9 protein-coding genes are annotated in these 14,247 nt (G+C 33.4%); 7 read left to right on the forward strand and 2 right to left on the reverse strand.

Going from position 1 to position 14,247, the window contains the following annotated elements; all coding sequences use genetic code 11:
• Window position 1: 1 nt before the first annotated feature.
• From ACKGJY_RS05175 to ACKGJY_RS05205, 7 genes are all read left to right on the forward strand, one after another.
• The gene (locus ACKGJY_RS05175; protein ID WP_413972791.1) at window positions 2-1,342 is read left to right on the forward strand and encodes a TolC family protein; all 1,341 of its coding nucleotides are present in this window, start codon (window positions 2-4) and stop codon (window positions 1,340-1,342) included.
• A gap of 12 nt (window positions 1,343-1,354) precedes the next feature.
• Entirely contained in the window at window positions 1,355-2,524 is a 1,170-nt protein-coding gene (locus tag ACKGJY_RS05180; RefSeq protein WP_413972792.1) for an efflux RND transporter periplasmic adaptor subunit, read from the forward strand.
• 103 nt (window positions 2,525-2,627) lie between these two features.
• The gene (locus ACKGJY_RS05185) at window positions 2,628-6,173 is read left to right on the forward strand and encodes an efflux RND transporter permease subunit (RefSeq protein ID WP_413972793.1); all 3,546 of its coding nucleotides are present in this window, start codon (window positions 2,628-2,630) and stop codon (window positions 6,171-6,173) included.
• Window positions 6,174-6,352: 179 nt separating this feature from the next.
• Entirely contained in the window at window positions 6,353-8,107 is a 1,755-nt protein-coding gene (gene aspS, locus ACKGJY_RS05190) for an aspartate--tRNA ligase (RefSeq protein ID WP_413972794.1), read from the forward strand.
• Between the two features lie 43 nt (window positions 8,108-8,150).
• Window positions 8,151-8,870, forward strand: a complete 720-nt coding sequence (locus tag ACKGJY_RS05195) for a DUF6503 family protein (RefSeq protein WP_413972795.1) — start codon at window positions 8,151-8,153, stop codon at window positions 8,868-8,870.
• A complete protein-coding gene (locus ACKGJY_RS05200; protein WP_413972796.1) occupies window positions 8,870-10,651 on the forward strand; it encodes a chloride channel protein in 1,782 nt (593 codons plus the stop codon). Before ACKGJY_RS05195 ends, ACKGJY_RS05200 begins: the two co-directional genes overlap by 1 nt.
• Window positions 10,652-10,655: 4 nt before the next feature.
• A complete protein-coding gene (locus tag ACKGJY_RS05205; protein WP_413972797.1) occupies window positions 10,656-10,892 on the forward strand; it encodes a hypothetical protein in 237 nt (78 codons plus the stop codon).
• Between the two features lie 28 nt (window positions 10,893-10,920).
• Here the strand turns inward: ACKGJY_RS05205 and ACKGJY_RS05210 are convergent, their stop codons facing one another.
• Both ACKGJY_RS05210 and ACKGJY_RS05215 read right to left on the reverse strand, forming a co-directional pair.
• Window positions 10,921-11,370, reverse strand: a complete 450-nt coding sequence (locus tag ACKGJY_RS05210) for a nucleoside deaminase (RefSeq protein ID WP_413972798.1) — start codon at window positions 11,368-11,370, stop codon at window positions 10,921-10,923.
• Between the two features lie 33 nt (window positions 11,371-11,403).
• Entirely contained in the window at window positions 11,404-14,133 is a 2,730-nt protein-coding gene (locus ACKGJY_RS05215) for a T9SS-dependent M36 family metallopeptidase (RefSeq protein ID WP_413972799.1), read from the reverse strand.
• Window positions 14,134-14,247 lie beyond the last annotated feature (114 nt).

Here is a 14,247-nt window from a genome sequence, read left to right on the forward strand (position 1 = left end):
AATGAAGAAAAAACTAATTTTAGTTTTTAGCTTATTGTATTGCGTTAGTATATTTTCTCAAGAAAACACTAATAACTTTACACTACAGGAAGCTATAGATTATGCTCTAGAGCATAATAGAACCGCCAAAAATGCTGGACGTGATATTGAGGCTGCCAAAAAACAAAAATGGGAAACTATTTCAACAGGATTACCACAAATTAACGGTAGCATAGATTATCAAAACTTTTTACAACAACAGGTAACAGTCATACCTAGTGATTTTAGCGATCCAAATTCAGAGTTAGTACCCGTTATTTTTGGAACTACTCAAAATGTTAACGCATCAGCAACACTATCACAATTAATTTTTGATGGCACTTACATTGTAGGACTGCAATCTGCAAAGGTGTTTTTAGAAATTTCAAAAAATGCTAAAATAAAAACCGATTTAGAGGTTAGAAAAGCAGTAATTAATGCTTATGGCAACGTTTTACTAATAGAAGAAAGTATTAACATTTTAGAGAAAAATAAAGTTACACTTCAAAAAAATCTTGATGATATTACAAAAATATATGAAAACGGATTAGAGGAAGAGGAAAGTGTTGAACAGTTAAAAATAACACTCTCTGGTGTAAAAAGTAACCTTAACAACACGATAAGACTAAAAAAAGTAGCTTACCAAATGTTAAATATTACGTTGGGTACAGATATTAATTCTAATACAGTTCTTACTGATAATTTAGAAATACTTACAAATCAAAATATTGATTTACAGTTGCTTAACAAAACATTTACGGTAGATAATACGATAGATTACCAAATAGCTGAAAACGATAAAGTATCAAAAGAACTATTATTAAAGTTAGAGCAAAGTAGAGCTTTACCAAGTTTAAGTGCCTTTGTTTCTGGCGGGTATTTATCTTTTAGCAATGATTTTGACTTTTTAAATAGCGACCAAGAGTATTTTGGGTATGGGCTATTTGGTGTAAGTATGCAAATTCCCATTTTTGGATCGGGGCAAAAAAATGCAAGAACTCAACGTGCGAGAATAAATTTAGAAAAATCTATTGATGATCTTACTGAAACTGAACAACGTATAAAATTAGAAGTCGCAGCTGCTAAAAGTGATTACCAATTTACAATTGAAGACTATAATAACAAAAAGGAAAATTTAAATCTTGCTGAACGTATTGAGAAAAAAAATCAAACTAAATTTTTTGAAGGTATTGCTTCTAGTTTTGATTTAAGGCAAGCGCAAACACAACTTTACAGTTCGCAACAAGAATTTCTGCAAGCTATGCTCAATGTAATTAACAAAAAAGCTGAACTAGAAACTGTTTTAAACACTATCAACAATTAAAATCAATCAAAAATGAAATATATATATTCACTCGTATTTATTAGTATCCTTTTAACCTCATGCGGAGGTGATAAAAAAGCATCTCTTGAAGATATCATTGCCAGTAATGATTTAGAACTCCTCAGAAAAAAGAAAACAGAACTAGATGCTTCTGCTCAAGAAATTTCTAAGCAATTAAAAGCCTTAGAAACATCAATTAAAGAATTAGATCCGCAAGAAAAAATTCCTTTAATCACCACATTTGCTGCTAAAGAGACGATATTCAATCACTTTGTAGAATTACAAGGCAATGTAAACACAAAACAAAATTTAGTGATTTACCCAGAATTCTCTGGTGTTTTATCGCGTGTTTATGTTAAAGAGGGGCAAAAAGTATCTAAAGGTCAAATTTTGGCTAAGATTGATGACGGTGGTTTAAGCCAACAACTCGCGCAATTAAAAATTCAGTCAGATTTAGCAAAAACAACATTTGAGCGTCAACAACGCCTATGGAAGCAGAAAATAGGTAGTGAAATTCAGTTTTTACAAGCCAAAGCAACCTATGAAGCACAACTTGAAGCTACTAAACAATTGCAACAACAGGTTGGTAAAACAGTAGTTCGCGCACCATTCTCTGGTTCTATAGATGATGTTATTACAGAACAAGGTAGCGTAGTTGCTCCTGGGCAGTCTATGTTATTTAGAATTGTAAACCTTGATGATATGTATATTGAAACCGATGTACCAGAACGCTACGTTTCAGATATTGTAAAAGGTAAAAACGTAAAAGTAGACTTTCCTGTTTTAGGTAAAGAAGTAGACGCTAAAGTACGACAAGCTGGTAATTTTATAAATCCTGCCAACAGAACATTTAAGGTTGAAATAGCATTGCCGAATAAAGATATTTCTATAAAACCAAATCTTTCTGCAAAACTTAAGATTAACGATTATACTAATGAGAATGCTATTCTAATTCCTCAAAGTATTATTTCTGAAAATGCTGAAGGCCAACAATATGTATATACTATTACAGATAAAGTTGAAAATAAAGCTAAGGTAAAACGAGAGTTTATAGAAACTGGAAGGACGCAAGGTGATTATATCGAAATACTTTCTGGTATTGAAAATGGAGAAGAAATTATTGATGAAGGTGCACGTAGTGTTAAAGACGGACAGGATGTAAAAATTCTTGTAGTAGAATAAAATTGTCATTCTTTTAATAGCAAAAATCCACTAAAAAATTATCTAGTTTAATAGTATAAAAGCCCTTAGAATTTATTTTGGGTAACAAAAAAACTAATCCATTATGGCAAAAGATAAAAAGAAAAAGAAAAAAAACGTAGACAAAGAGTTCGGACTCTCTTCGTGGGCCATCAACAACAAAACAACCATGTATGTGTTGATTGCCTTAATATTATTTCTTGGTACTAGTGCTTATTTTAGTATGCCTAGAGAAAATTTTCCAGAGATAAAAGAAACCAAAATTTACATCAGTTCTATTTATCCTGGAAATACGGCTGAGGATATTGAAAAACTTATAACCGATCCTATTGAGGATAAACTAAAAACTGTGAGTAATGTGGTAGAAATCACCTCAACATCACAAGAAGATTACTCTATTGTTATAGTTGAGTTTGATGAAAGTATTTCTGTTGAAGCCGCAAAACAAAAGGTAAAAGATGAAGTAGATTCTGAAACAGCGAGCGAAGATTGGCCAACATTTAATGGTGCTAAGGTAGAACCTAACGTGTTCGATTTAAGCATGTCTGAAGAAATACCTATCCTAAATATTAATATTTCTGGAGATTATCCAGTGGATAAATTAAAAGAATTTGGAGAATATTTGGAAGATGAAATTGAAAGTCTTCAAGAAATTAAACAAGTAGATATTCGTGGCGCACAAGATAAAGAAGTAGAAGTTGCTGTAGATATTTATAAGATGATGGCAGCAAAAGTAAGTTTTGATGATATTATTAATACCATTAGTAGAGAGAACATGACGATGTCTGCCGGAAATTTAATTACTAGCGGGCAACGCAGAACTATTCGAATTATTGGAGAAATTGAAAATCCTAGCGAACTTGAAAGTTTTGTTGTAAAATCCGAAAGAAACAATCCTATTTACCTGCGAGACATCGCAAAAGTAAATTTTAAAGATGAAGACAAAACAACCTATGCTAGAGAGTTTGGGCATCCTGTAGTAATGCTAGATGTTAAAAAACGTGCCGGTAAAAACATGGTGGCTGCTGCAGAACAAATTCAAAAGATAAAAGAAGACGCCGTAGAAAATATATTTCCACCAGATTTACAAGTAACTATAGCAAATGATCAATCTGCTAAAACCATTGGTCAGGTAGACGATTTGGTAAACAACATCATCTTCGGTATCATACTGGTAGTAACCGTATTAATGTTCTTTTTAGGGTTTAAAAACGCACTATTTGTTGGGTTTGCTATTCCCATGTCTATGTTTATGTCGCTGATGATTTTAAATCTATTAGGTTATACTATGAATACCATGATTCTCTTTGGATTAATCATGGGATTAGGAATGTTAGTAGACAACGGTATCGTGGTTGTTGAAAATGTGTATCGTTTGATGAGTGAAGAAGGCATGAGCCGTATTGAAGCTGCAAAAAAAGGCATTGGGGAAATTGCATTTCCTATTATTATATCAACAGCAACAACAGTAGCGGCGTTTATACCTTTAGGTTTATGGCCAGGAGTTATGGGGCAGTTCATGATATATTTCCCAATTACCTTATCGGTTGTTTTAGGCTCTTCATTGTTCGTTGCTATATTTTTCAACTCGGTATTAGTATCACAATTTATGACGACAGAAGATAAAGACATGCCACTTCAAAATATTATTAAAATATCTGCAATAGTAGGTGGTATTGGGTTACTTATTACTCTTTTTGGTGGTGCTTATAGAGGTTTAGGTACTTTAATGATTGTGGTCGTTGTTTTATTATGGGCTTACAGGTTGTTTTTAAGATCGTGGTCTAACGGGTTTCAAAATAAAATACTACCAAAATGGGAACGTTTTTATGAAAAATCTTTACGAGCGGCATTAGGTGGTAAAAAACCGCAATTTATAGCTGTGGGTACCTTTATTTTGTTAATTATAGCATTTATGGGTTTTGGTGCATCTATAGGAAGCCAACGTACAAAAGTAGAGTTTTTTCCAGATAATACACCTAATCAAATTATAGTGTATATAGAATATCCTGAAGGCACAGACATTAAAAAAACCAATGCTATTACCAAGGATATTGAGCAGCGCGTTTACAAGATTATAAACGAAGAATCTTATATGAAAGGCGATTTTAACTTTCTTACCGAAAGTGCCGTATCGCAAGTTGGGGAAGGTGCTGGAAACCCACAAACCGATGGTGGTTCTGCTGCCGAAATGCCACATCGTGGTAAAATCACGGCTACCATGCGAGAGTATAAATTTAGAGATGGTGCAGATAGTAACGTATTACTTAAAAAAGTTCAAAAAGCATTACAAGGGATATATCCTGGAGTTGCAATTTCTGTTGAAAAAGATGCCGTTGGTCCTCCTGCTGGTTATCCTATTAATTTAGAATTAGAAGGTGAAGATTATGCGGAATTAATTAACACTGCCGAAAAAATGCGTGATTATATCAATTCTAAAAATATACAAGGTATTGATGAATTAAAAATTGATGTGAATAAATCCAAACCTTCAATGCAAGTACTTGTTGATAGAAAAAAAGCAGGCGAGTTGGGTGTAACTGCAGGACAAGTTGGGCAACAATTACGTAATTCTATTTTTGGAGCTAAAGCTGGTATTTATAAAAATGAGGGTGAAGATTACGATATTTATGTGCGTTTTAATGAAGAAAACCGATACAATACTAGTGCTATTTTTAATCAAAAAATAACATTTAGAGATATGGCCACGGGGCAAATTAAAGAAATCCCTGTATCCACCGTAGCCAAACAAAATAATAATTCTGGGTTTAGCGCCATAAAGCATAGAGATGTAAAACGTGTAGTAACATTATATTCTGCTTTAGCCCCAGGATTTACAGATGCAGGTGCCATTGTATCAATAATTCAAAACGAGATGCAAGGCTTTACAGAAAAACCAGATGGTGTAAAGGTGGATTATACCGGACAGATTGAAGAACAAAACAAACAAATGGCATTTTTAATGGGTGCATTTTTTGCAGGTTTGGGTTTAATTTTCTTCATTTTAATATTCCAATTTAACTCTGTGTCAAAACCAGCAATTATTATGTTGGCTATCTTTTTAAGTTTAATTGGTGTATTTGGAGGTTTAGTAATTACAGGTAGTGCTTTTGTAATTATGATGACTATGATGGGTATTATTTCTCTAGCTGGTATCGTAGTAAATAATGGTGTAGTATTACTAGATTATACCCAACTTTTAATAGATAGAAAAAAAGTAAAGCTAGATTTAGAAAACGACCAATATTTACAAACCGATGATTTAATAGAAGCCATTGTAAAAGGCGGAAAGGCACGTTTACGTCCTGTATTATTAACTGCTATTACAACCATTTTGGGCTTAATTCCTCTGGCAACAGGATTAAACATCAACTTCTTTACCTTATTTAGTGAGTTTGATGCAAACATTTATATTGGTGGTGATAATGTAATTTTCTGGGGACCATTAGCGTGGACAGTGATTTACGGTTTATTTATCGCAACATTTTTAACCTTAATTGTTGTGCCAATTCTGTTCTATTTAGTCACGCTATTTAAAATGTGGCTCTATAAAAATAGAATTGCTCAAGTATCTCTAAAACAGAAAGAACTGGAAGTTTTTAATATGGATAAACGAATTGAAAACGCATAAAATGTTTTAATTTTTAATATACAGATTAAGAAAGCGCCGTAAATTGTTTTGTGGCGCTTTTTTATTTTTAGCACTACTTTCACGTACTTTTTAATCTTATTAACGTAAAAGCAAATTCAACTCACAAATACACATAAAATCCTAGAACTTATGTAAATTTGCACATCAATTTTCACACAATGTACAGAAGTCATAATTGCGGCGAATTAAGAGCGGCACATATTAATACAGAAGTAACCTTAGCAGGTTGGGTACAAAAATCTAGAGATAAAGGGTTTATAGTTTGGGTAGATTTACGCGACCGCTACGGTATAACACAATTGGTTTTTGATGAAGAACGCACATCAAAAACACTTTTAGAACAAGCAAATAATTTAGGGCGCGAATTTGTAATTCAAGCAAAAGGAACTGTGGTAGAGCGCGCTTCTAAAAACTCCAATATTCCAACAGGTGATATTGAGATTTTAGTAGCTGAATTAACTATTTTAAATGAAGCTGAATTGCCGCCGTTTACTATTGAAGATAACACCGATGGTGGTGAAGATTTACGCATGAAATACCGCTATTTAGATATTCGTCGTAACCCAGTAAAAAACAGCTTAATTTTTAGACATAAAGTTACCCAAGAGGTACGTAATTATTTATCTAATGATGGATTTATTGAGGTTGAAACTCCTTATTTAATCAAGTCTACACCAGAAGGTGCGCGCGATTTTGTGGTGCCGTCTAGAATGAATGAAGGTCAGTTTTACGCCTTACCACAATCGCCACAAACCTTTAAACAATTGTTGATGGTTGGTGGTATGGATAAGTATTTTCAGATTGTGAAATGTTTTAGAGATGAAGATTTACGTGCCGATAGACAACCAGAATTCACACAAATTGATTGTGAAATGGCGTTTATTGAGCAAGAAGATATTTTAAATGCTTTTGAAGGGTTAACACGCCATTTATTAAAAGAAATTAATGGTGTTGAGGTAGACAAATTTCCGAGAATGCTTTACGATGATGCGATGCGTTTATATGGAAACGACAAACCAGATATTCGCTTTGGTATGGAATTTGGCGAGCTAAACGAAGTAGCGCAACATAAAGAATTTAATGTATTTAAATCAGCAGAATTAGTTGTAGGTATTGCAGTTCCTGGCGGAAACACATACACCAGAAAAGAAATTGATAAATTAATTTCTTGGGTAAAACGCCCACAAGTTGGTGCTTTAGGCATGGTGTATTGTCGTTGTAATGAAGATGGCTCTTTCAAATCGTCTGTAGATAAATTTTACGATCAAGACGATTTAGCAAAATGGGCAGAAGTTACTGGTGCAACATCTGGTGATTTAATTTGTATACTTTCAGGAGATACTAATAAAGTAAGAGCACAATTAAGCGCACTTCGTATGGAATTAGCAGAACGCTTAGGCTTACGCAAACCAGATGAATTTGCACCGCTTTGGGTGATGGATTTTCCATTATTAGAATGGGATGAAGACACAGAGCGCTACCACGCCATGCATCATCCATTTACATCACCAAAACCAGGACAACTAGACTTATTAAAAACAGATCCTGGAGCAGTAAAAGCTAATGCTTACGATTTAGTATTGAATGGTAATGAAATTGGTGGTGGCTCCATAAGAATTCATGATGCAGCAACACAAGCTTTGATGTTTGATTATTTAGGGTTTACACCCGAAGAAGCTAAAGCACAATTTGGCTTTTTAATGGATGCGTTTCAATATGGAGCACCGCCACACGGTGGTTTAGCCTTTGGGCTAGACAGATTGGTTGCCATTTTAGGCGGACAAGAAACCATTCGAGATTTTATTGCATTCCCAAAAAACAATTCTGGTAGAGATGTGATGATAGATGCACCTGCGCCAATTGATGATGAACAACTTGAAGAATTGAGTTTAAAACTTAATTTAAAATCATAACTTTTTAATCCCGCTTTTGCGGGATTTTTTGTTAATTTTAGTCATGCAAATAAAATGTTTTGTTCCTCTGTTTATAATGCTTGTTGCTGGTTTTGTATACTCGCAAGAACTCACTGGCGCACAACTTTTAGAAAACGCCATACAGTATCATGACCCTAGTGGTAACTGGAAAACCTTTAAAGGCGATTTTAACATTACAATGGAAATTCCTGAAAAAGCTAAACGAGAAAGCCATATAACCATAGATTTGCCTCAGCAATATTTTTCAGTAAAAGCTAAAACAAACAATAACCTTTCAGAATATATAATTGATAAAGATAATATCACAATACTATTTAACGGCAACAAAAACCCTTCAAAAGATATTCTAAAAACACATCGCTTAAGTAAAGAAAGGGCAAAACTGTATCAAAACTATTATACGTATTTGTATGGTTTACCAATGAAGTTAAAAGATACTGGAACTGTAATACATAACCATGTAGAAAATAAAACTTTTAAAGGTAAAACCTATTGGGTATTAAAAGTTACATATGATGAAAAAATAGGTAAGGACACTTGGTATTTTTATTTTAACAAAACCACTTATGCTATGGAGATTTATCAATTTTATCATGATGAAACTAAAAATGATGGAGAATATATTTTACTTTCAGAAGAGGAGACCATCAAAGGTATAAAAATGCCAAAAATTAGAGCTTGGTACATTAATAAAGATGACACACTTTTAGGAACAGATATTTTAAAACCCGCTGAAGAATAATGAGTTTTAAAGGTCTTTTACGAAAGTTCTTAATTTGGAAATATAAACATATTTCTGAAGCTCAATTTATTTACATTTTAAGCATTTTAGTAGGGTTTCTTGCAGGAATGGGTACTGTGGTTTTAAAAAACTTAACTCATACTATCAGACACCTATTCAACTCTTATGTATTTAAAGATTACCAAAGCACACTCTATTTTATACTTCCAATAATTGGCTTACTTTTAGTCTATATTATTAAACAAACTTGGTTAAAAAAACATATTGGCCATGGCATTTCAACCACATTACATGCCATTTCTAAATTAAACGGTATCATCCCAAGATATAATATTTATGCTGCATTAATTACAGCTCCACTAACCGCTGGTTTTGGTGGTTCTGTTGGGCTACAAGGACCTGCAGTTAGCGTAGGTTCTGCATTAGGTTCCAACGCAGCGCGTTTATTTCATATGAATAGAAAAACGCGTTTACTACTTATTGCTTGTGCTGCTGCTGGTGCTATGGCATCTATGTTTAAAGCCCCAATTGCAGCTATTATTTTTGCTATAGAAATTTTTAGTTTAGATATTGCATTTGCATCTTTAGTGCCACTACTTTTAGCATCTGTTTCTGCTGTGGTTACCTCCTATTTTTTCTTAGGAACCGACGTATTATTGCGCTTTGAACTTACCGATACATTTCAAATTAACGATATTGGGTTTTACGCACTTTTGGGGGTTGTAACAGGTTTAATGTCTGTATACTACTCTAAAGTGTTTTTTGGTATTACCAACTTTTTTAAACAGTTTGATAGTCGTGCAAAACGCCTCGTTATAGGCGGTTTAGCTATAGGCACAATGTTGTATATCATACCACCGCTTTATGGTGAAGGTTATGGTGTAATGAACAACTTATTAAAAGGTGATCACATTGCAGCAATAGGCAACACTCCGTTTAATTTAAATTTAGAAAATATTTGGATAGTTATAGGTTTACTCCTAGGAATTGCCGTTTTTAAAGCCATAGCCATGACTACTACATTTGGTGCTGGTGGTGTTGGCGGCGTATTTATTCCAACTTTAGTAATGGGTAGCGCACTTGGAAATGCATTTGCAAAAATCATCAATAATTTAGGCTTAGATTTTCATGTATCTGAATCTAATTTTACATTAATTGGTATGACGGGGTTAATGGCAGGTGTACTACATGCACCTCTTACAGCTATATTTTTGATTGCTGAAATCACAGGCGGATATGAGCTTTTTGTACCATTAATGCTTGTTGCTGCCATATCGTTTTCCATCACAAAATATTATATTTCACATTCTATATATACTTTAAAATTAGCTAAACGAGGAGAACTTATCACTCACGATAAAGACAAAAACGTATTGATGATGTTAGAAATAGATAAGGTGATTGAAACCAATTTTATTATTCTAAAACCAGAAATGAAACTACGTGAAGTATTAGAAAATGCAGTAGCAAAATCCTCTAGAAACCATTTTCCCGTTGTAAATGAAAAACACGAATTTTTAGGTGTTATTCGTTTAGACGATGTTAGACACATGATGTTTAATACAGAACTTTACGATAAGGTAGATGTAGAAAGTTTAATGCATGCTGATGCTGGTATTATCAACTATGAAAAAGATACGATGAGACACATTATGGATAAATTTAAAACCAGTGGTGCATGGAATTTACCTGTTATAAAACAAGGTAAATATTATGGTTATATCTCAAAATCTAAGTTATTAACCGCCTACAGGAGACAGTTAATTAACGTAACACATTAATATTATGAAGTATCTCATCTTATTACTAACGCTCGTCGCTTTCGGACTTATTATTATTGGATTTATTTTAGAATTTGAAAACTCACAAAAACTCATTGGTTCTGGTGTAGTACTACTCTTTTTAGTCGTATTTCCTTTATTCTCTTATTATAGATGGAAGGGTAAAAACTTGAAAGACTACATGCTTACACAAGAAAATCTGGACAAAATGAGAAAAAGTCAAAAAGGTGATAAATATTAATTTTTTGTAGTATATGCAAACGTAAAAGTTAATTTAAATTACGCTTCATAATAAAAAAACGTTTTAACAAACTACTGGCTTCATCTGCCATAATTCCACCTTCTATTTTAGTTTTAGGATGTAATTTGGTATTTAGATTGATACAACCACGTTCTGCATCTCTAGCGCCATATACGATTCGTTCTATCTGACTCCAATACAAAGCACCCGCACACATTTGGCAAGGTTCTAGAGTAACATAAAGTGTACACCCTTTTAAGTATTTACCACCCAAAAAATTAGCAGCTGCCGTTATAGCTTGCATTTCAGCATGTGCTGTAACATCGGTTAAGGTCTCAGTAAGATTATGTCCTCTAGCAATAATTTTATTATCGATAACAATTACAGCACCAACAGGAATTTCTCCCTTTTCAAAAGCCATTTCTGCTTCCTGAAAGGCTTTTTTCATAAAATACAAATCATCAAAAGGCTCAATCATAATTTCAAAAATACAATTTTACCTTTTTCAAACTTAATTTTTTATTAATTTTCGCGTCATATTGACTGTGCTACTCTCAATTTGTAAAATATAAATTCCTGCTTGTAAAGCACTAATATTTAACGTTGTTCTTCTAGGGGTTGTAGTTGTTTGCGATAGCACACGTCTTCCATTAATATCTACCAAGTTAAAGGTAACAGGCTCCATTTCTCCTTCCATAGTAATAGTAACAGAAGTGTTAGCCGGATTAGGAAATACTTTAAAAATAGTATCTTCAAATGATGCTGCATCTAACGTTGAGCAATTAGCTAAACTAATGTCTGAAGGATCTGGTGTATCAAAATCTTCAACTTGATCTGTAAACACAGCTCTATCTCCACTTGATGCATTAACACCTAAACCTCTATTGGCAAATACGTCCCAAATTAAACATTGATTTTCTCCACCTGTTAAAGCAACATCCGCAGCCAACAAACCATCTCTACCATCAATAAAATCAGGATTACAACCTTGTAATTTCAACCCTTCTACAACTAAATCAAGTACTCTATTATTTCCACCAGTACCGTTATATAAATCAGGATCAAAACCAAATTTTTCAACATAAGCCCATGTTAAGTCCCATAACATTGTTGCCCATAATGAACCAACATAGTGTACCTGTTGGTTAAGTATAACATCATCTCCATCTTCATCTTGTCCTAGTATTCTATCATCATTTGTTGCGGCAAAGGTATATTCATTAATAGAAAAATCTGTACTATATTGACGAGTTCTAATACCGAGTCCGTCAATATTTTGCCCAATTACAAACGTTCCGATACCTCTACCATCTGTTGGTAAATCTGTAGCCTTCATAGTAAGCATTAGAGCAAACCAATCAGACCAGCCTTCACCCATTTGAAAATTATTATTTAGACATCCAGAATTATTAGCACCTCCTGTTAATCGTGTTGAAATACCATGACCATACTCATGAATAATAATACCATTATCAAAACTAGAATCTGTTGGAAATGAACCATTTTCTACAATAGTTGCCGATACATTTTCGCCTGCATTTATTGCATTAATTATAGTTTCTCCATCTTCAAAATTTATAAAAAGTGAAGGAATAGTGATTACAGGATCTGTAACACCATACATATTAATATATTCTCTATAATTAGGATCGTTATCTGGATTGTTATGATTAGCTACAATAACCCCTATGGCACCAGCATCTTGAGCATTTTGAATTTTTTCTGTAAATGCACAATTACCGCGCCTAATTACTGCAATTTTTCCAGCTACATCTACCGCATTAACTAACGCTACACAACCTTCTTCTGGTATAGCAGTACCATCGTCTACAACAACTAAATCTCCAGTAACTGGTGTTGTTGATGGGCCAGTAATATTCCCTAAACCGTTAGGACCATTACCTGTTGATGGGTTTGCAGAAACATAAGTTCCAGCAATGGAACCGCCAGTAACAGTTAAATTATCGGTTGGTAATTGATTTCTTGTCCACAAAAACATTTGCATTCTGGGGTTAAACCCATCAGGTGGTGTTGCAAAATTAGCATTATTGGTATCTGCACCGTCTTGTACATCAGCAAAAACAGCATCATCATCATTACCGCCATTTCCATAATTATTAATCTGAAAATTACCACTAACCTCATCAAATCCATATTGATAAAAGATATCGTGTACTACATTATTATGATAAAATAAATTTGTTGCAGCAACATCAATATAATTTGTTGCAGGTTGCTCTAAAGTTGTAAGTGGAAAATTAAAATTTAAACTTGATGTCCCGTCTGGTGATGCGCCTTCTCCATTGTTTGCATTTAAATCGTCTTGCGCCCAAACATTATTACCTCTAGTAATTGTAAATTCTGGACCTGAAACACCATCAGTATCATGCCATCCAAAAGGAGAGGCTACATTATCTGCTGGCTCAGTTACTACTTGAAAACTACCATGATTTGGGCTTTCTGCTGGTAAGGGTAGTACATTATACTGAGAGTTATCTACAAAGAATGCTTCCGTTTCAAAATTAAATCCTTTATGTTCTTGTTTCAAAACAGAACTTATAGTTTCATTTACATGTATGTGCTCCCCTTCAAAACTGCAATTAACCACCCAATCGTCTTGCTCTAAAACGGTTCCTGTAACTGCATCAATCCTCACACTCCACCAGTGTTTGCTATCTGGTGTAAAAATATTTAAATCCCAAACTAGTGCTAAATTTCCAGCATCATCTTTACAATACATAAGTTCTACAGGAATTTTTTCCTGAGACATACTTCTATTAGAAAATACATTTTTGTTTTTACTAGTTTGAATAGATTTTGATGACTCACTAAGAGTTATATTAAAATGAGAAGCTGTTTTTTGTAATGCTTGCTCAGGTTTTAAGGCAGGTGCTAAGGCATTGATCTTGCTTTTTATATTAGACACAAAGTTATCTTTAAAATAAAATACCTTGTTATCTTTTAAAGCCACGTTAGAAATGGCATTGTGTATTTTAACACCTTTGTATGTTTGATATAAATACACGTGTGTTACGCCTGAATTTTTAGAAAAACTCTGCTTATCTATATGAATATCTGCAATCTCATCTACCGACAAATACCCTAAATCGTCACTATTTTTAATATAATTTAAAACCTGTAAGCCTAATGGTGTATCAGTTAATTTATTTTGAGCGCTGACTGAACTTAAAAAAGCAAAACTTAGTAGTGCAGCGAATATATAGTGTTGAATATTTTTCATTCTTTATTTTTTTTATGAGATAAACCGTAATTACATAATATATTATTTCTTAAGTATAAAAACATACTATTAACCTAAGTAAACAAAATTTAAGATTGTTTAACTTTTAATTGA

The organism is Hyunsoonleella sp. 2307UL5-6, from assembly GCF_047345485.1.
GTDB lineage: Bacteria > Bacteroidota > Bacteroidia > Flavobacteriales > Flavobacteriaceae > Jejuia.